Annotated in this window: 18 protein-coding genes, 1 tRNA gene and 1 riboswitch; of the genes, 13 read left to right on the top strand and 6 right to left on the bottom strand. The window is 44.9% G+C overall.

Annotated features, from left to right (window positions below):
- Positions 1 to 36: 36 nt before the first annotated feature.
- From K6T99_10615 to pyrF, 11 genes are all read left to right on the top strand, one after another.
- Positions 37 to 720, top strand: coding sequence for an HD domain-containing protein (locus tag K6T99_10615; protein ID MCL6520274.1), 684 nt, complete (start codon positions 37 to 39; stop codon positions 718 to 720).
- A gap of 39 nt (positions 721 to 759) precedes the next feature.
- Positions 760 to 856: transfer RNA gene (locus K6T99_10620), tRNA-Sec, on the top strand.
- A gap of 376 nt (positions 857 to 1,232) precedes the next feature.
- Positions 1,233 to 1,772 carry a bifunctional pyr operon transcriptional regulator/uracil phosphoribosyltransferase PyrR gene (pyrR, locus tag K6T99_10625; GenBank protein MCL6520275.1) on the top strand — a complete coding sequence of 180 codons (540 nt, stop codon included), beginning with the start codon at positions 1,233 to 1,235 and terminating at the stop codon, positions 1,770 to 1,772.
- Between the two features lie 60 nt (positions 1,773 to 1,832).
- Complete coding sequence (locus tag K6T99_10630; GenBank protein MCL6520276.1) at positions 1,833 to 2,771, top strand: aspartate carbamoyltransferase catalytic subunit; 939 nt, start codon at positions 1,833 to 1,835, stop codon at positions 2,769 to 2,771.
- Positions 2,755 to 4,050: a dihydroorotase gene (locus K6T99_10635; protein ID MCL6520277.1), complete on the top strand. Its 1,296-nt coding sequence runs from the start codon at positions 2,755 to 2,757 to the stop codon at positions 4,048 to 4,050. The genes K6T99_10630 and K6T99_10635 overlap by 17 nt, the downstream gene beginning before the upstream one ends.
- On the top strand, positions 4,047 to 5,027 hold the full coding sequence (locus K6T99_10640) for a Gfo/Idh/MocA family oxidoreductase (GenBank protein ID MCL6520278.1): 981 nt from the start codon (positions 4,047 to 4,049) through the stop codon (positions 5,025 to 5,027). Before K6T99_10635 ends, K6T99_10640 begins: the two co-directional genes overlap by 4 nt.
- Before the next feature lie 30 nt (positions 5,028 to 5,057).
- The gene (gene carA, locus K6T99_10645; protein MCL6520279.1) at positions 5,058 to 6,149 is read left to right on the top strand and encodes a glutamine-hydrolyzing carbamoyl-phosphate synthase small subunit; all 1,092 of its coding nucleotides are present in this window, start codon (positions 5,058 to 5,060) and stop codon (positions 6,147 to 6,149) included.
- A gap of 25 nt (positions 6,150 to 6,174) precedes the next feature.
- Entirely contained in the window at positions 6,175 to 9,543 is a 3,369-nt protein-coding gene (carB, locus tag K6T99_10650; GenBank protein ID MCL6520280.1) for a carbamoyl-phosphate synthase large subunit, read from the top strand.
- A 134-nt stretch (positions 9,544 to 9,677) separates the two neighbouring features.
- Positions 9,678 to 10,550, top strand: coding sequence for a dihydroorotate dehydrogenase electron transfer subunit (locus tag K6T99_10655; protein ID MCL6520281.1), 873 nt, complete (start codon positions 9,678 to 9,680; stop codon positions 10,548 to 10,550).
- A gap of 5 nt (positions 10,551 to 10,555) precedes the next feature.
- Complete coding sequence (locus K6T99_10660) at positions 10,556 to 11,485, top strand: dihydroorotate dehydrogenase (GenBank protein MCL6520282.1); 930 nt, start codon at positions 10,556 to 10,558, stop codon at positions 11,483 to 11,485.
- A gap of 65 nt (positions 11,486 to 11,550) precedes the next feature.
- On the top strand, positions 11,551 to 12,273 hold the full coding sequence (gene pyrF, locus K6T99_10665) for an orotidine-5'-phosphate decarboxylase (GenBank protein MCL6520283.1): 723 nt from the start codon (positions 11,551 to 11,553) through the stop codon (positions 12,271 to 12,273).
- Positions 12,274 to 12,676: 403 nt separating this feature from the next.
- Here pyrF and K6T99_10670 read toward each other — a convergent pair whose 3' ends face one another.
- Positions 12,677 to 12,871, bottom strand: coding sequence for a hypothetical protein (locus tag K6T99_10670; protein ID MCL6520284.1), 195 nt, complete (start codon positions 12,869 to 12,871; stop codon positions 12,677 to 12,679).
- Between the two features lie 129 nt (positions 12,872 to 13,000).
- A riboswitch (cyclic di-GMP riboswitch) is annotated at positions 13,001 to 13,154 on the bottom strand.
- Between the two features lie 178 nt (positions 13,155 to 13,332).
- Here K6T99_10670 and K6T99_10675 point away from each other — a divergent pair.
- Positions 13,333 to 13,965, top strand: coding sequence for a hypothetical protein (locus K6T99_10675; protein MCL6520285.1), 633 nt, complete (start codon positions 13,333 to 13,335; stop codon positions 13,963 to 13,965).
- Between the two features lie 53 nt (positions 13,966 to 14,018).
- On the opposite strand, the gene K6T99_10680 is transcribed toward K6T99_10675, so the two are convergent.
- The 4 genes from K6T99_10680 to K6T99_10695 form a co-directional block, all read right to left on the bottom strand.
- Entirely contained in the window at positions 14,019 to 14,315 is a 297-nt protein-coding gene (locus K6T99_10680) for a hypothetical protein (GenBank protein ID MCL6520286.1), read from the bottom strand.
- Between the two features lie 69 nt (positions 14,316 to 14,384).
- Positions 14,385 to 15,425, bottom strand: a complete 1,041-nt coding sequence (locus tag K6T99_10685) for an autoinducer 2 ABC transporter substrate-binding protein (GenBank protein ID MCL6520287.1) — start codon at positions 15,423 to 15,425, stop codon at positions 14,385 to 14,387.
- A gap of 30 nt (positions 15,426 to 15,455) precedes the next feature.
- A complete protein-coding gene (locus K6T99_10690; GenBank protein MCL6520288.1) occupies positions 15,456 to 16,430 on the bottom strand; it encodes an ABC transporter permease in 975 nt (324 codons plus the stop codon).
- Positions 16,427 to 17,371 carry an ABC transporter permease gene (locus K6T99_10695; protein ID MCL6520289.1) on the bottom strand — a complete coding sequence of 315 codons (945 nt, stop codon included), beginning with the start codon at positions 17,369 to 17,371 and terminating at the stop codon, positions 16,427 to 16,429. Before K6T99_10695 ends, K6T99_10690 begins: the two co-directional genes overlap by 4 nt.
- Positions 17,372 to 17,820: 449 nt before the next feature.
- Here K6T99_10695 and K6T99_10700 point away from each other — a divergent pair, with 449 nt between their 5' ends.
- Positions 17,821 to 18,006, top strand: a complete 186-nt coding sequence (locus tag K6T99_10700) for a hypothetical protein (GenBank protein MCL6520290.1) — start codon at positions 17,821 to 17,823, stop codon at positions 18,004 to 18,006.
- 72 nt (positions 18,007 to 18,078) lie between these two features.
- Here the strand turns inward: K6T99_10700 and K6T99_10705 are convergent, their stop codons facing one another.
- Positions 18,079 to 18,354 carry an HU family DNA-binding protein gene (locus K6T99_10705; protein MCL6520291.1) on the bottom strand — a complete coding sequence of 92 codons (276 nt, stop codon included), beginning with the start codon at positions 18,352 to 18,354 and terminating at the stop codon, positions 18,079 to 18,081.
- Between the last annotated feature and the right edge of the window lie 85 nt (positions 18,355 to 18,439).

Raw genomic sequence — 18,439 nt, forward strand, 5'->3', positions numbered from 1 at the left:
CGAATTCTCGCAATTTGGAGTTGGGGGCCTGATAGCATGTTATCTAAGGAAATACCAAACGAGCAACCTGAAAAAATAAAAGAACCTAATCTTAAATCCGAGTCAGAAGCTCTCCTTGGTATGTTGAACGTTCGCTCCTCAAGTCTAGGCGCGCCTGATGGCCACAGTGACCGTGTAGCAGCTTATGCGCTGGCGATTGGCAGGCGATTGGACCTTCCCCGCAAAGTGATGACGGACCTCAAAAACGCAGCAATCCTACATGACGTTGGAAAAGTTGGAATTTCTCCCCAGATTGTTGAGAAATTAGGCCGCCTTAGCGAACGTGAATTTGAAATAATGAGGCTACACTCCACAATTGCAATACGAATGCTAGAGCGTGTGCCAGAACTCCATGATTCTATCCCGATGATAAAACACCACCACGAAAGATTTGATGGCAAAGGATATCCAGATGGGCTATCGGGCCATGACATACCTCTTGGTGCACGAATAATTGCCGTTGCGGAAAGCTTTGATATTTTAGTTTCAGATGTCCCTTGGCGAGATGCCTTGCCCTTACAAGTAGCAATAGAAGAGCTTAAAAATTGTTCAGGAACACAGTTTGACCCCATGGTTGTAGAAGCTTTCCTTGAAGCCCTTGCAAGCGGTGAAGTCCCTCTAAGTGATGAGCTTAAAGAGCAAATGATCCAACCCTCACCTGAGCGAATTCTCGATTCTTGACATGCCACCCCCGCAAATTTATACTTATTCTACCAATATGGGGGTGGATGGGGCCTGGTGGCCCTCCTGGTCTTCAAAACCTGTGTGAGGCCTGAAGAAGGTCTCGGGTGCGTTCGATTCGCACACATCCCCGCCAGGCTATTTATTACAAAACTTCCAGTAAACAAGCACAGGGGAATAATTTTAGCCCTTTCAGCAAGCCTAAATTGGTTTAAATATGCAAAGAAATGACATTTCTAATACTCCGCTTTTTCTATATTCAGCAAAGTAAATCAAAAAAACAAAAAACCTGTTGACAGGTAGGTTTCCATCTGGTACACTTAGCAAAACTTGATTGAACGCCTTTAAGTTGGTCCTGTGAGGCCAACAAGGGTGTGCGTGTATGCACAAAGCTTGTAATAGCAAGATCACGCCTCCTTGCTAACCTCAGCAGGGGGGCGTTTTTTGTGCCTGGAAAATGTGCAATTTTGCGCTTTAAATACTAAATCACCATTGATTTATGGAGTATTCAAATGGCAACCCAAACGCCTCAAGTAATGGATGCAGAAGAAATCAGACGCGCTCTAACTCGTATTGCTCACGAAATAATCGAGAGAAATAAAGGAGCAGAAAAGCTTGGAATAATTGGAATCAGACGCAAAGGCGTACCGCTTGCAAAACGATTAGCCAAACTCTTGAACGAAATTGAGCACGTCAGAGTACCGGTTGGCATACTCGATATCGGCCTTTACCGGGATGATATTCTCACACACCAGCCAACGGTGGGGCAAACTGATATACCGTTTGACGTCAACGACCGTACTATTATCCTGGTGGATGAAGTTATTTACACCGGCCGGACAGTTAGATGTGCATTGGATGCCTTGATGGATATTGGCCGCCCAGCAGCAATTCAATTGGCAGTGCTAATCGACCGGGGCCACCGAGAGTTGCCAATTCGCCCTGATTACGTCGGAAAAAACATACCTACGTCGCGTAAAGAACTAGTAGACGTCCAGCTAAAAGAAATTGAAGGTGAAGATAAAGTCTACATTCGCAAACTTGATGAATAAACGCTAGTTTATGATTGTGCGAGTATCAATGCACAAAAACTAGCATCAAGAGGTGCTGGAATGGCTCTAAAGAGAAAAGACATCCTTGGTTTAGAAGAAATCACCCGTGAGGAGATAGAACTAATTCTTCAAACGGCGCTCTCAATGAAAGAAATTTTAAGCCGACCGATTAAAAAAGTACCCGCTCTGCGCGGAAGGTCAATCGTAACTCTTTTCTATGAACCAAGCACGCGTACTCGGACTTCGTTCGAAATTGCAGCAAAAATTATGAGCGCGGACACCTCAAGCATCGCTCCATCCACAAGTAGCGTCGTAAAAGGTGAATCACTTAAGGATACAATTCTTACACTTCGAGCAATGAGACCCGACGTATTTGTCATCAGGCACCAAGCATCGGGAGCGCCCCACTTCGTCGCAAGCCTGATTCCAGAATCAGTAATTAACGCCGGCGACGGCATGCATGAGCATCCAACTCAGGGACTCCTCGATATGATGACAATACTTGAGAAAAAAGGAAAGCTTGAAGGGCTAACTGTGGCAATAGTAGGCGATATTCTCCATAGCAGGGTTGCTAGGTCGAACATGTGGGGTCTTACCAAAATGGGAGCAAAAGTTCGTTTCGTAGGGCCTAAAACGCTTATCCCACCCGAAGCAAACCGCCTGCCAGTAGAAGTCTACACCAACATTGAAGAAGGTCTTAAAGATGTTGACGTGATTAATGTCCTGCGCATCCAACTTGAGCGCATGAAGAAAGGCCTATTCCCAAGCCTTCGCGAATATACCCACTTTTTCGGAATTACGAAAAAGAGACTCAAGCTAGCGAAGGACGATGTTATTGTACTTCACCCAGGCCCCATGAATCGTGGCGTCGAAATCATGCCAGATGTGGCAGATTGCGAAATCTCAATGGTTACAACGCAAGTAACCAATGGGGTAGCAGTTAGAATGGCTCTGCTCTACTTACTTTTAGGAGGCACAGGCGATGCGCTTGCTTCTTAAGGGCGGAAGGATTGTCGATCCTTCGCAAAATTTAGATACAATTGGAAATCTTTTAATTAAAAATGGAAAAATCGCAGGAATAGGTCAAGTTGAGTCAGGTGACCTCAAGCCTGAGCAAGTAGAGGATGTAACAAGCAAGGTTGTTGTTCCAGGGCTAATTGACATGCATGTCCACTTTCGCGAGCCAGGCTTTGAATACAAAGAAGATATTACCACCGGCTCTTACGCAGCAGCAGCAGGCGGTTTTACAGCAGTTGCTTGCATGCCAAATACTAATCCCGTCGCAGATACTCGCTCGGTAATTGAGTTTATACTGTGTAGAGCTGATGAGGTTGGTTTAGTAAAAGTTTATCCCATCGGCGCACTAACCAAAGAAATGAAAGGCGAAGAAATGGCAGAGATCGGCGATATGCTCGAGGGCGGTGCTGTCGCCTTTTCCGACGACGCTTTCCCGCTGCAAAACTCTGGCCTCATGAGACGAGTGATGGACTACTGTGCAATGCTTAACACTCCAGTGATTACTCACTGTGAAGATCTCTCCTTGAGCGACGAAGGTCTAATGAACGAAGGAATTACGTCAACAATACTAGGTCTCAAGGGTATTCCCAGAGAAGCGGAAGAAATAATGGTTGCTCGAAACATTATGCTCGCTCGTCTAACTAACTGCAAACTTCATATAGCCCACGTAAGCACCAGAGGATCCGTCGAGCTAATTCGTCATGCAAAAGAGACTGGCATAAACATAACTTGCGAGACGTGCCCGCAATACTTTAGTTTGACCGAAGAAGCAGTTCGAAGATATGACACCAATGCAAAAATCAATCCGCCACTTAGAACAGCAGATGATGTTGCTGCCATTAAAGAAGGACTCGCCGATGGCACAATCGATGTCATTGCCACTGACCACGCTCCACATGCAATTGAGGAGAAGGAAACCGAATTTGCAATCGCACCAAGCGGGATGGTCGGACTCGAAACAGCAGTTGGCTTAGTAATAACCGAACTAGTCAAACCCGGGGAACTTTCGCTTGCCAATGCGTTTATGAAAATGACTGCTGCACCCGCAAGAATACTGGGATTAGACGCGGGAACGCTAGAAATCGGAAAACCGGCAAATATAACAGTCATAGACCCTGAGGCAGAATGGATTGTTGATCCTTCGAAATTCCACTCAAGATCTAAAAACACCCCGCTCAAGGGCAAGAAACTTGTAGGTTTACCAGTTCTAACAATCGTGGATGGTAAAATAATTGCCAGAAACCAAGAGGTGATAGCATGAGAAAAGTAAAGGTTGCGTTAGTTGGAGTAGGCAGTTGGGGTGGGACTCAAAGCCTGCCTGCCATTAGTGAAGCTGGCAATCTCGAACTAGTTACCTGGTTTGACGCAAACCCCGAAGTAATAGCAAAGTACACTAATGATATTCCAGTTCCTCCTGCTCGGTCGTTTGAAGAAATTCTAGACAACCCTGAAGTCGAAGGGATAATCCTTATAGTGCCAAATCATGTCCACCCAACGCTTGCCATTCAAGCGGCAAGACATGGAAAACATGTCTGGGTTGAAAAACCAATCGCAAATACAGTAGAAGAAGCCGACGCCATGATTAAAGCATGCGAAGATGCTGGCGTAGTCCTCCAAGTTGGGCACAGTCTTCGCAGAGCACCAGGCATCCGCATAATAAAGAGCGCCATCGAAGATGGAAAAATTGGCGACCTAGCAATGATTGAAGCCCACCAATCGCATCGAGGCGGATGGTCTTTAGTCCCCGGCGCATGGCGATGGTATGTAGACAAATGCCCAGGAGGCCCTCTGAACCTCCTTGGCATACACCAAATAGATATTTTCCATTACTTGGCTGGGCCAATTTCAGAAGTTATGGCAATGACAGCTAAAAAGTTTCTTGAATGCGAAACTGAAGAGCTCACACAAGTTATTCTTCGCTTTAGAAGCGGCATTCTTGGTCAGATTGGAGACACTTACGTCACGCCTCCTAAAACCCTTACCGCCGTCTATGGCACAAAGGGTTGGTTCGAGTTTGATTTCTGGCCCTATAAGCTTACGTATTACGACATAGATGGCAAACCGGAAACGATGATGATTGAGCGAATAAACCTAATTGCTGACGAGTTTAAAGAGTTCGGCGAGTGCATTCAAACTGGAAGAAAACCAGAGACAGGCGGCCCGGAAGCACGTGCTGCCGTTGCCGTCATGCAGGCGGCGCTAGAATCAGCACGCACTGGGAAGATGGTCAAACTCTAGACATTTCATATTCACTGTGAGGAAAATCAAATGAAAGCAATTCTAGTTCTTGAGGATGGTACCACATACGAAGGAGAATCAATCGGCGCCAAAGGAACAACGATAGGCGAGGTAGTATTCAGCACGTGCATGACTGGGTATCAGGAAATGCTTACCGACCCATCATACGCTGGTCAAATACTTACACTCACTTATCCTCTTATAGGCAACTATGGCGTAAATCACGATGATTTCGAATCTTCAACTATTCAAGTTGAAGGTTTTGTTGTTAAACATTTATGCGAAGTTCCCAGCAATTGGCGCGCCATCAGCACCCTCAATGACTTCCTTAAAGAACAAAATGTAGTAGGCATTCAAGGAGTTGATACTCGTGCCCTAACTAGGCATCTCAGGATTCAAGGAGTTATGCTTGGCGGAATAACAACCGACTATACTCGGGAAGAAATGCTAAATAAAATTGCAAATGCCCCTGACTACGGCGGAATAGACTTTACTAAGCGTGTTACAACCAAATCACCTTATGTTTGGAAAAACTCTGTCAATTCTGCCAAGCCTGAGTTTGATGTTGCGCTTCTGGACTTCGGCGTAAAACGAAACATATTAAGAAGCTTATGTGCACTCAATTGCCGTGTTACAGTGTATCCGTGTAATACTCCCGCTGAACAAATACTAGATGCCAATCCCGATGGCATCATTCTGTCGCCAGGTCCTGGCGACCCAGCGCTTCTTTCCGAAGCGATTGAGAATGTAAAGAAACTTATTGGAAAGAAGCCGATAATGGGCGTCTGTCTTGGCAACCAGCTTCTTGGTTGGGCCTTCGGAAGCACTACTTACAAGCTTAAATTTGGTCATCGAGGCGGAAACCATCCTGTAAAAGAACTTGCTACTGGCAAAGTATTCATCACCTCACAAAACCACGGCTATGCGGTAGACCCAGATGGCTTAAAAAACTCTGGAATGGAAGTCTCGCACATTAACATAAACGACGGAACAGTTGAAGGTTTATGCCACAAAGAACTTCCAATATTTTCGATTCAATACCATCCGGAGGCTTCTCCGGGGCCAATGGACAGCAAATACCTATTCCAGCGTTTTGTGGAAATGCTAAGAAATAATAAATGAATGCAAGGGAGTAGAAGGAAACAGAATGCCACGAAAAAGCAATATCAAAAAGGTTATGGTGATTGGCAGCGGACCAATCACCATTGGGCAAGCAGCAGAGTTCGACTACGCAGGCACGCAAGCATGTAAAGCCCTTCGCGAAGAAGGATGCGAAGTTGTGCTAATGAATTCTAATCCAGCCACGATTATGACCGATACCACAATCGCAGATAAAGTTTATGTCGAACCTCTGAATGTTGAGTTTGCTGCGCGTGTAATTGCCCAGGAGCGGCCTGATGGCTTACTTCCAACACTCGGAGGCCAGACAGGTCTAAACCTTGCTACACAACTTTCCTCAAGCGGTATCCTAGATAAATATGGCGTAGAACTCCTTGGAACACCACTTGACGCTATCAAAAAAGCAGAAGACCGCGAATGTTTTCGGGAATTAATGCGAAGCATTGGTGAGCCAGTTCCAGAAAGCTGGATTATCGAAACTAAAGAAGAGTTAGAAGAGATCGCCGCTACCGCTTCCTATCCCTTGATTATTCGTCCAGCTTATACGCTTGGTGGCACAGGTGGCGGAGTAGCTTACAATCGAAGCGAACTAATGGAGATTGGCGAGCGCGGCATGAGCCTTTCTCTGCGGCACCAAATCCTAGTTGAGCGATGCCTTTTAGGATGGAAAGAAATCGAGTACGAGGTAATGCGCGATGGTGGGGACAATTGCATCACAATATGCAACATAGAAAACCTGGACCCAATGGGCATCCACACCGGCGACTCAATTGTTATAGCCCCCAGCCAAACTCTTTCTGATAAAGAGTACCAGCTCCTTCGAAATGCTTCTCTAAAGATTATCAGGGCGTTAGGCATAGAAGGCGGCTGCAACGTACAATTTGCTCTCGACCCAAAAAGCTTCAACTACTATGTGATTGAAGTCAATCCGAGAGTTAGCCGTTCATCAGCTCTAGCATCGAAAGCAACAGGTTACCCCATTGCTCGCGTGTCAGCCAAAATTGCCATCGGCTTGAGACTTGATGAAATCACCAATGCTGTAACTCAAAAAACAACCGCGTGCTTTGAACCAGCGCTTGACTATTGCGTGGTTAAGATTCCAAGATGGCCTTTTGACAAATTCAAAATTGAAAATCGAACTATCGGCACGCAAATGAAAGCAACCGGCGAAGTTATGGCAATAGATCGCTCGTTCGAAGCAGCATTGATGAAAGCAATTCGCTCAATGGAGGTCGGAGTACATGGCCTTAGACACAAGAAAGCAAGTCAATGGTCCGACAAAGAACTTGAAGCAAAAATAAAGACGCCAAACGACGAACGATTATTCGCCATTGCAGAAGCGCTTCGAAGAGGCATGTCGACTGAAAAGATAGCAGAACTTTCAGCAATTGACATCTGGTTCCTTGAAGGTATTAACCGGCTGGTCGAGATGGAAAGTCAAATACAAAAGGCAAGTTCAGCCTTCCATAATTTAGCATCCAAAGCTGCAATAAACTCGTGTGAAGGTTTGCAAGCAACTCAACTTCTGCGAAAAGCCAAACAAATGGGTTTTTCCGACAAAGAAATAGGTACAATTGTTGGAATGAAAGAAACGGCTGTGCGTGAACTCCGAAAGTCACTTGGAATAAAGCCAGTTTACAAAATGGTAGATACTTGTGCAGCTGAGTTCGAAGCCCAGACCCCATATTTCTATTCATCCTACGACGCAGAAGACGAGACTGAAAGCTTTGTACCAAAGCCCAAAACAAAAGATAAAGAATCTCAGGAGTGCTGTGAAAACAAGTTAACACTGGAAGAAGATTCGTCGCTTTCTTCTCAAATCTCAAATCAATCAAATAAGAAAAAGGTTATCGTTCTTGGCAGTGGCCCAATCAGAATTGGGCAGGGGATTGAATTTGACTATTGTAGCGTCCACTCCGTATGGGCACTAAGAGATGCTGGATATGAATCCATTATTATCAACAACAATCCAGAAACAGTCTCAACTGATTTTGACACATCAGACAAACTTTACTTCGAACCACTCACAGTCGAGGATGTTTTAAATGTAATAGACATAGAGAAACCTGAAGGAATTATTGCTCAATTTGGGGGTCAGACTCCTCTAAACATAGCATCGGATTTGGCCGAAGCAGGAGTAAAAATCCTAGGTACCTCGCACGAAAGCATAGATTTAGCAGAGGACCGAGAGCGATTTGCAGAAATAATGCAAAAACTATCAATTCCAATGCCAGAGCATGGCATGGCAAGCTCGTTAGATGAGGCTTTAGCAATTGCTAAAAGAATTGGCTATCCGCTAATGGTGCGCCCCTCTTACGTTCTCGGAGGCAGAGGAATGGAAATTGTATACGAGGAAGAAACTCTCGTGAAATACGTTAAAGCAGCCGTAGAGGTGTCTCCAGAACGCCCAATTCTTCTAGATAAATTTCTAGAAGACGCTATTGAGGCCGAAGCTGATGCTATTTCAGACGGCAAAGATGCGTTTGTGCCGTCAATTATGGAACATATAGAACTTGCAGGCATTCACTCAGGCGACAGTGCCTGCGTCCTACCTCCGCTAACAATCCCACAACACCATATTGACACCATCATAGAATACACAAAACGAATAGCTATTGAGCTAAATGTTGTTGGTTTAATGAATATTCAATATGCCATAGCAAACGACAGGGTTTACGTTCTAGAAGCAAACCCTCGTGCATCGAGAACGGTGCCGCTAGTCTCCAAAGTAACCGGCGTTTCTATGGCACGATTAGCCACTCAAGTAATTCTAGGTGCTAAACTGAGCGAACTAGATATGAAACCGAGACGGTATCCTCACTATGGAGTAAAAGAATCAGTCTTTCCATTTAATATGTTCCCCGAAGTTGATCCGCTTCTTGGCCCCGAGATGCGGTCAACAGGTGAAGTATTAGGCATGGCAGATTGTTTTGGCCTTGCCTTTTACAAAGCCCAGGCAGCGGCCGGCTATGAGCTTCCAAAAGAAGGCACTGTATTAGTTACTGTCGCCAATCGCGACAAGCAAGCAGTTTTACCAGCTGTTAAGAAGCTTTTTGAAATGGGATTTTCCATAATAGCAACTAGCGGGACAGCAAAATTCCTCTCACAAAATGGTATTAACGTAACGGAAATAAAGAAACTTCATGAAGGACGGCCTAATATCGTCGACGTTATGCATAATGGTCAAATACGCCTATTAATAAACACGCCTGCAGGCAAGGAAAGCTTTCATGACGATAGCTATATCCGAAAAGCAGCTATCAAGCTTAAAGTACCTTATGTTACCACAGCTGCAGCGGCAGTGGCAGCAGCTGAAGGAATTCAAGCAGCAAGAGAACGAACAAACGCAGTCAAATCACTTCAAGAGTACCATAAAGAAGTCGAAATACTCAATTAACACTTTGGTTGGAAAATCGTGCATAAAAAGCAACCAAGAGGGGAATTTTAGAAACAAAGCAAGAAAAATGGATGAGCTGGATAAACATCTAAATCAGTCAACGCTTTTATAAACTTTCATTGAGAAGAATCTTGATGGCAGAACAATTTGTACACCATTTGCCAAATAAACAAGAGGCCGATATTCCAAAGGGCAAACTATTCGAATGCCGTATAATTGACCAAGAAATGGTTTTGCCACATATACGAAGACTTATCTTAGATGCCCAGGAACTAGCGCAGAAATGCATTCCTGGGCAGTTTGTGCACGTCCTATGCAACAAATTCCGACAATTTTATGATCCACTTCTACGCCGTCCATTTAGCATACACTTTGCCGACCCCGAAGCTGGCCACGTTTCAATACTTTTTGACATTCGCGGACGAGGCACCAAAATGCTTGCAGATAAAACAATAGGGGATATGATTGATTTAATCGGCCCCCTTGGACATGGGTTTGCAATACCAGATTCTTGGAGCGGAAGTTTTCTCTTAGTCGGCGGCGGTATGGGAATAGCACCACTTTATTTTCTCCTCAGGACATTGGAAAAGCGATTTGGCAAAGAAAAAATTAAATTCCTTCTAGGTGTAAAAACATCAAATATGATCCTATATCGAGATCAATTTGAAAAATGCTGTTCAGAATATCTCGTCTCAACAGAAGATGGCTCGTATGGCTACCAAGGCATGGTTACCGACCTTCTGAAAGAACGCGTTGAAACTCTTGATAATAAGCTTGGTTGTCTAGTATACGCATGTGGCCCAATGCAGATGCTCAAAGAAGTTGCAAAAATTTGCCACCATCACAACCTTAACTGTCAAATTTCCGTCGAGACAAAAATGGCATGCGGCGTTGGCGCTTGCATGAGCTGTGTGATAAAAGTTCATGACACCAATTTAGAATACAGATATGCTCGGGCATGCGTAGAAGGCCCAGTCTTCGACTCAAATAAAATAAAATGGGAGTAGCTCCCATGTCTACAGCAAGTTCACTAGCGATAACTATTGCTGGAATCCATATGAAAAATCCAGTTATAGCTGCTTCCGGTACCTTCGGATTTGGGAAAGAATACAGCAGCTTGGTTGACCTTAACAAAATTGGTGCGATAATCACAAAAGGCACATCACTCGAACCTTGGGTAGGAAACCCTCCAGAACGAATCGCTGAAACAGCTGCAGGAATGCTCAATTCTATTGGTCTCCAAAATGATGGAATTGAAAATTTAATAAACGAGAAGCTGCCTTGGCTCAGCCAATTCGATGTTCCTGTTATCGTTAACATCGTTGGACATACGATAGAGGAATACGCTAAGGTTGCACAACGACTGAGTGAAACCGACAGTGTTGCTGGCTTGGAAATTAACATCTCGTGTCCTAACGTAAAACACGGATGCATAGCATTCGGTGTTGAGCCTCGCATGACGTTTGAAGTAGTGAATGCTGTCCGAAAAGCAACTCATCTCCCAATAATTCCAAAACTTTCCCCAAACGTAGCCGACATTGTTGCCATTGCACATGCGGCAGTTGATGCAGGAGCAGATGCAATTTCACTCATAAATACCTTAATAGGTACATCAATAAATGCAGAAACGCGTACGTTTCGATTAGCAAACATTACTGGCGGGCTCTCGGGTCCTGCAATAAAGCCAATTGCATTAAGAATGGTTTGGGAAGTAGCAAAGGCTGTTGATGTTCCTGTAATCGGAGTCGGAGGCATAATGACTGCCGAGGATGCTGTGGAATTCATGCTTGCTGGTGCAAGCGCAATACAAGTAGGAACAGCCAACTTTGTATATCCAAATGCAATGATTGAGATTATCGAAGGTCTCGAGGCATATCTCAGTCGCCATGGTTTTGGGCACATTTCTGAAATTGTAGGGATTGTGCAATCGCCACAATGCTAATGTGACTGTCCAATCAAGTCAAACCAACGCGAATAAAAGATAATCAAAAGGCTGGTAGAAATCATATGTCCGTGAAAAACAAAATAATTCTTGCGCTGGATGTAAGCAGCGAGAGCGAGGCCGTAAACCTTGTTCGAGAATTAAACGATTATATTGGCGCATTTAAAGTTGGCCTCGAACTTTTCAACTCAACGGGACCGCAGATTTTTGACTCACTTAGGAAGGCCGGAGCAGAGAAAATATTTTACGATTGCAAGTTTCACGACATCCCAAATACAGTCGCGAGCGCAACAAGAGCTGCAGTTCGAATGGGCATTTGGATGCTCAACGTCCATGCTTCCGGTGGATCGGCAATGATGCGTGCAGCAGTCGAAGCAGCAAAAGACGAAGCACATCGCCTTGGAATCGAAGCTCCACTGATTATTGGCGTAACAGTACTTACAAGCATCAGCGCTCAAGTCCTCCATGAAGAATTATCCATTCCAATGCTTCTTGAAAACCATGTTACGCATCTAGCAGTTTTGGCCCAAAGCTCGGGCTTGGCAGGGGTTGTTGCATCACCTCACGAAATCATACCCGTAAAAGCTGCATGTGGGCCCGAATTCATCGTCGTGACGCCTGGCGTAAGACCAAAATGGACGGCAGCTAATGATCAAGTTCGAATAATGACCCCTGGGGAAGCTTTAAAAAACGGGGCTGACTATCTTGTCATCGGCCGAGCAATTACCGCGGCAAAAGATAGACAAAAAGCAGCGGAACTTATACTCAGTGAGATTTCGCAACAATAAGCCTTGCTCAACGATATCAACTAGCAAACACTAGTATTATTAACCCTTTGGCTTTTTTCTCCCCAATCATTTAGAGCGAACAAACATAGAAAAGTCTTCGTCTAAAAAGCAGGGCGGGAGTTCTCGTAGCTCAGTTTTGATGGGTTCGGGGAAACGCGAGACTCACGCCCTTTTTGTATGCTATTCTCAGCCGAATAAAAATATTAAAAAGGGAAAGGGATGGGTAGGGGGCACGGCTACCCATCCCTACTACACAGATCTGAGACCGACGGTTGCTTAGGGACAGGAGGGGATGGCCTCAGACCTGCACTTTGGTAACGCTTAACACAACCTCCTTTCAATACCTCACGATGCTGCTTGCCCGGAAATGCTAGACGCATTAGTAAATTTGCCAGTCAACTATTCAGTCCAAAGCACGGATCTGAGTAACTCTGTCCAGTCGAACTTCCTCAGTGTCGCCGATTATATACGCTCCATAGAGCGGAATGAACTGCAGGTCCTCAACCTGCAAGACTTTGCTATGTTCTTGGCCTAGACGGTCGGTCCAGCTTATCCAACAGTTCTTTCCGATGTATTGTTTGGCTTCAGGTATCGTCATTTTCGGTCCCTCCTCCTTGCAACCAGCTAAAAAGAAAACCAGGCTGCTGAAACCTCAGTCGCGCGCACTGCTATATTCGAATACACTTTTTTTGGTAGTGGCTCAGCGCGCCTATAATGCGACTGTCGTTTCGGCAGCCTGGCTGTCATACCAGCATTCAGCTTCCCTGCCGCACCCCCGCTATCAACTTCTTTCGGGAGACCTTCGGCTATCTACCGCTGCCTACTGGGTTAGATCCATGGCTTTGCGTCTCACCCTTTCGAGTGATTTGCCTTTGTCGTCCGCGACGCTATTCACTTTTTGCTTACACTGAGATTATGCCATGCCACTCAAAAACTCGTGCTGTAAGGATTGCTAGTTTTATTCGAGATGGTAATGTTTTAAACCAAAGCAAATGTGGGCAAAAAACAACAGATGAAGGAAACCGAGCTATTTGCTTCATCATAAAGGAGGTACTTGCCATGGAAGAACAAAAGCAGGAAAACCTGCCTAGCGAAGAAGCAGGAAGAAAAGGGGGAGCAGCTGCCATGGCAGCTGGCGTTCCTACAATAGGAACACGCGCTGAAGCAATCGCATGGACTCGTGACCGAGTGCGCTGGGGCCCAGTTTGGGCGGGATTTCTCGTAGCGCTTGGAGCCCAGGTTGTTCTTGGCGCATGCGGTCTTGCTGTTGCCCTTAGTCTATACAACCCCGCTGTTCCGGATTTCACAGCCCGCGTCAGTAATTTCATAGGGATATGGTCGGGTATCAGTATGTTGGTTGTGCTATTTGTTGGCGGATATATTGCCGGACGAATGGCAGCGGTGGCAGGCATGAAAAACGGCCTCACGCAGGGAACCATGGTCTGGGCGCTGGCGCTTATGGGCGGAACAGTACTTAGTGCATTTGGTATTAGCTGGCTGCTGGGAGCAACCCAGAATATGTTAACAGCTCTTTCGCAACTAAATGTCGCCGAAGCTAGAACTGCGCTCAGTACCGCCAGAAATGGGGCCATTTATTTTGTCATTAGCTCAATTTTAGCATGGGCCGCGGCAGCGGGCGGTGGAATACTCGGAGCTTCTATGCGGGAGGAAGAGATTGAAAAAATGGCCTAACAATCAAATTGCTTCTAGTGATAATGCCCGAAGGTATATTGGTATATTTATGATTACTTGTGCCTTTCTGCACCCAACCAACCTGCATGAATATACCTTCGGGCTTCTTCCCAATCTTCTTCGCTAAATTCAAATTGGCCTGTCATATAATCCTGATAAATCTCTCTTTCAATCTCAGGCCATGGATGAACAGGGTGTTTCTTGCGCATCATGAACCCATATTTGTAGTACTCAACCGCCTTTGTAGGTTCAGGCGGATGCCCTTCTTCTATCAACCTTTCCAAATCAGGTTGAGCCGCCTGCCAATCGTCATCCCACGATGGGTCCCATTCAAGAACGTGTCGTTCCACAAGTTTGTTCCTTTCGCGCAAAACAGAAATAAGCTAGTATGATTTTCCAAACTATCAAAGTATGTAAACTTAGAAATCAAATTGGTCCACATTCTCTTTAGTAATGACAACACCGGGCATTATAATAACGCCGTCTTTGCTTACTTTTAGCTTGCCGATGCCCGGTACAGTCATCCCATCAACTGGTTTCTTCCCGTCTAGATAGTCGTTGACAAGCTTAGTAGTGAGATATGTAAGCTTTGCAGGGTCCCAAAGTATCAAACCATTAACAATGCCCTTCTTAATGTAATCGCGATTCTCGCTTGGCAAAGAAAGCCCCCATACTTTGACCTTACCTTCTTTTCCAGTTTGGATAAGCGCACGTGCCACACCGGGCACACCAGGGGAATTCACACATGCAAATGCCGCAAGATCTGGATGCCGTTGGAGCATGGTTACCGCCGCCGTAATAGCTTGCTGTTGGTCGTCATTGTTGTATAAGTAGGGTGTAACAATTTTAATACCCGGGTACTTTTTTGCACCTTCTTCAACACCTTTGATATGCAAATTTAGGTTGAGCGCATTGGGACCGCCAGACATTATAGCAACTTTACCCTTCCCGTCAATGTCTTTTGCAATTCGATCTATAATATCGCGCCCGATGCCAACATCGTCGGCTGCTGCAACATAAAAAATGCGCTTGCTCGCGGGCGCATCTGAATCCCAAGTAAACATCTTGATTCCCATTTTCGTAGCTTTTTCAATAACAGGAATTATCGCTTTGTCATCATTAGGTGAAACGACAATTGCATCTACGCCAGCTGAGATTTGGTCTTCAATGATATTAATTTGCTTTATTATGTCAGCAGCTCCCGGGGGCCCAAGAAAACTTGCCTCTATGCCAAGTTCTTCCGCAGCTTTTTTCATTCCCCGCTCACAGGCATTTGTATAAGGTATACCAACGAGCTTCATTACGAACACAATCTTACGCTTGCGTGTCTCTTGTTTAGCCGCTTGCGGTTTCTTCGGTTTTATAGGTGCAGTGGATTTTTGTGAACAACTTGTTGCGTACAAAATTATTGTTGCTGTTAGCAGTATCGATGCGACCCAGCAAAAAAGTCGATTTTTCATTTTCATGTCCAACGTTGGTTGTTCCTCCTCTCAAAATTGCAGCTTTAGCTTTTCACGCAATGCATTTCTTAGATTATCAGCAAGAACCGCTAGTATTAGAACTACACCAAGAAATAATCCCTGCCAAATATCTGGAACCCCTATAAGATTCAAGCCATTTCTTAAGATTGCCATTACCCCAACACCTATTATTGTACCTGTTATGTTTCCTTCGCCGCCCCTGAGGCTACTTCCTCCCATTACAACTGCAGTGATTGCTTCAAATTCAAAATTGGCGCCAGCGTCAGGCACCGAGGATACCAGCCTTGCAGCCATCATTACGCCTCCCAATCCACACAGCAAACCGGTAAATGAGTAGGCGAATAATTTTATTCTAAAAACATTTATTCCAGAAAGTCTCGACGCCTCCTCGCTTGCACCAACTGCATATATTCCTCTTCCTAAAGCTGTTCTTCTTAGCAAGAGTACGCCAAGAATTACTAATACAAGAGCAATAAACACGGGCAGTGGAATATATCCTATCCATGGAATTGGACCAATCGTCTTCTGTCCTAGCGCAGCAAAAGCATCCGGAAACCCCGAAATTGAACTTCCCCTAGTCAGAACATATGCAAGCCCTCGCGCCGCGCTCATCATCGCAAGTGTGACAACAATTGGCTGTAATTTTGCTTTCGTAATGAAAAGGCCGTTGATTAATCCGCATCCCAACCCAGCAAAAACGGCTATAACACATGAAACCCAAATGTTCAAGCCTAAAATTGAACTAAGAACACCAACCAGCACAGAAGACAATCCAACTACTGAACCAACAGATATATCAATTCCGCCGGTTATTATGACCATCGTTAACCCGACGGATACCACTGCCAACTCTGAATATTGGCGTGCAACGTTGAAAAGGTTGTCCGGAGCTGCAAAACGTTCGGTTTGCATTGTGAAAAATGCAAATACAACCACAAAAAGGATAAAAACTGCTAATTCCTTCGACCTAAGGATTGAACTCATTGTTTTGTCAGGTATCGTAATTTATCGAGCAACACAGCTGCCAAAATTACTCCGCCCAGGATTAACTTATGCCAATAGATTGAGGCGTCTAACAAGATAAGCGCACTGTATAAAACAGACATGATGGCAGCACCAAGGACCGAGCCGATGACTGAACCTTGGCCGCCCGATATGCTTGTTCCACCAATAACTACGGCAGCAATTACATTTAACTCATATCCCAATGCCATATTCGCTTGAGATGAATTTACTGAAGACGCCATTACTAAACCTGCAACCGTCGCAAGAAAGCCGTTCAACATATAAACCAGTAGCTTTACTTTACGCACGCTTATTCCCGACAGATGCACAGCACTCTCATTGCCGCCGATGGCTTGGATATACCTGCCTAACCTACATTTCCACAAAAAAAGTGACGTAATAGCAGCAATTAAGAATAGAATAAAAGCAGGCATTATCTTGCTACCTATAAAAGCCATTCCAGCTGGCAGCGGGCCAATCCATTTTGCCTGGGTGAATAAAGTTACAGCAGCTCGGTATATTGCCATAGTACCAAGGGTCGTTATGATTGGTGGTATTCGCAGAAAAGTAATGAGTAAGCCATTCAACGCACCGCACGCGGTTCCTATCCCTAACCCAGCCAATATTGCTATCAGTAGATTAGACCCATTAACCGCAAGGGTTGCAATTACAGAAGCTGAGAGCGCTAGCACTGAAGCAACCGACAAATCAATTCCGCCCGTGAGAATGACTGCCGTCATTCCAACTGCCATAATCCCTACTATGCTTGTTTCCCTAGCGATACTGAGTAGATTCGCATGCTCACCAAAGTTCGGAGCCTTGTTCCAAAGGAATACAACCGCCAAGAACAAGAAAACTAGGGCAGGTAGCTCCCTAATCTGCATTATTCGCCCAAGATTGCAACGGAATGGCTTTTTCATAAAAGATAAACGTTTTAAAATCAGGCTTATATTTAGGTAAGACAAGAAAAATCTTATCAGGTTCACTGCCAAAGCGCAAGAACTTCATGGCACTGTTATACAAACCTCTTGTCTTATCCAGCGAGTACTAGTGGGTAGCTAACGTACAAAGGGAATTCAAATTCAGTACTACTTTGATTAGGTGTTTTGCACCAAGTGACGGCTTATTGCACTAATTTTGCAACTTGCGAACGCATTGCTTTTCAAATTCAAATTTTACTATTACCTGGTGCCTCTTTTGGGTAAATAAACTTAGTAATTACCCAAAGTCTACTATAACTTGCACATCCAATAGTCAATTTATAGCATAAAATATAAAAATCGCCTTGGCCCTGAAAATTGCCAAGGATTCTAGTTAATCTTCGATTACGTTGCCTTCGGTAAAAGCATTAGAGGAGGGGTATACCTAAATGAGAATGACCAGAGATGCTTACGCAAGGGAGGTATGGAAAGTCGTCGAGGCGTTTCATCAGGGCCAAAAAATCATACCATGTCCTCACGAAAACTGTGATAAGCAACTTGAAATATCTCAGCCAAGCCTTAAAACAGGTACAGCCCTAATCTGCAGCAAGCATGGAATAATCTTCCGAGAATAGGCAACAGAAAAGGGAGGCTGTTCTGCCTCCCAAATATTGCCTTTGCCACATGCCGTGCAAGCCTGCTAAATATTAAGGTGACACGGCGTCCCGAAGCTTTTTTCCTGGTCTGAAAACAGGGCTAGAGCTAGGTGGGATTTTAATTTGTTCGCCTGTTCTTGGATTGCGCCCAATCCTTTCTCCACGCGTACGCACATCAAATGTGCCGAACCCAACAAGCGAAACCTCTTCCTTTTTACTCAACGCTTCGGTGATGGCGTCGAGGGTAGCATTCACTACCTTTTCAACATCAACTTTCTTCATGCCGGTTTTTTCAGCAACCGCGTTTATTAAATCAGGTTTATTCAAGTAAGTCACCCCCTTTCATACCAAGAGTTGCCTTGAATCGAAAGCCGCCTTGTGAGATTTGGTTTGCCTGCAGAAACGATAGGTT

It is taken from the genome of Armatimonadota bacterium, assembly GCA_023511795.1.
GTDB lineage: Bacteria > Armatimonadota > UBA5829 > DTJY01 > DTJY01 > JAIMAU01.

Coding starts and splice junctions, on each gene's coding strand:
- K6T99_10615 (MCL6520274.1), top strand. CDS start 37: ATGTTATCTAAGGAAATACCAAACGAGCAACCTGAAAAAATAAAAGAA.
- pyrR (MCL6520275.1), top strand. CDS start 1,233: ATGGCAACCCAAACGCCTCAAGTAATGGATGCAGAAGAAATCAGACGC.
- K6T99_10630 (MCL6520276.1), top strand. CDS start 1,833: ATGGCTCTAAAGAGAAAAGACATCCTTGGTTTAGAAGAAATCACCCGT.
- K6T99_10635 (MCL6520277.1), top strand. CDS start 2,755: ATGCGCTTGCTTCTTAAGGGCGGAAGGATTGTCGATCCTTCGCAAAAT.
- K6T99_10640 (MCL6520278.1), top strand. CDS start 4,047: ATGAGAAAAGTAAAGGTTGCGTTAGTTGGAGTAGGCAGTTGGGGTGGG.
- carA (MCL6520279.1), top strand. CDS start 5,058: ATGAAAGCAATTCTAGTTCTTGAGGATGGTACCACATACGAAGGAGAA.
- carB (MCL6520280.1), top strand. CDS start 6,175: ATGCCACGAAAAAGCAATATCAAAAAGGTTATGGTGATTGGCAGCGGA.
- K6T99_10655 (MCL6520281.1), top strand. CDS start 9,678: ATGGCAGAACAATTTGTACACCATTTGCCAAATAAACAAGAGGCCGAT.
- K6T99_10660 (MCL6520282.1), top strand. CDS start 10,556: ATGTCTACAGCAAGTTCACTAGCGATAACTATTGCTGGAATCCATATG.
- pyrF (MCL6520283.1), top strand. CDS start 11,551: ATGTCCGTGAAAAACAAAATAATTCTTGCGCTGGATGTAAGCAGCGAG.
- K6T99_10670 (MCL6520284.1), bottom strand. CDS start 12,871: ATGACGATACCTGAAGCCAAACAATACATCGGAAAGAACTGTTGGATA.
- K6T99_10675 (MCL6520285.1), top strand. CDS start 13,333: ATGGAAGAACAAAAGCAGGAAAACCTGCCTAGCGAAGAAGCAGGAAGA.
- K6T99_10685 (MCL6520287.1), bottom strand. CDS start 15,425: ATGAAAAATCGACTTTTTTGCTGGGTCGCATCGATACTGCTAACAGCA.
- K6T99_10690 (MCL6520288.1), bottom strand. CDS start 16,430: ATGAGTTCAATCCTTAGGTCGAAGGAATTAGCAGTTTTTATCCTTTTT.
- K6T99_10695 (MCL6520289.1), bottom strand. CDS start 17,371: ATGAAAAAGCCATTCCGTTGCAATCTTGGGCGAATAATGCAGATTAGG.
- K6T99_10700 (MCL6520290.1), top strand. CDS start 17,821: ATGAGAATGACCAGAGATGCTTACGCAAGGGAGGTATGGAAAGTCGTC.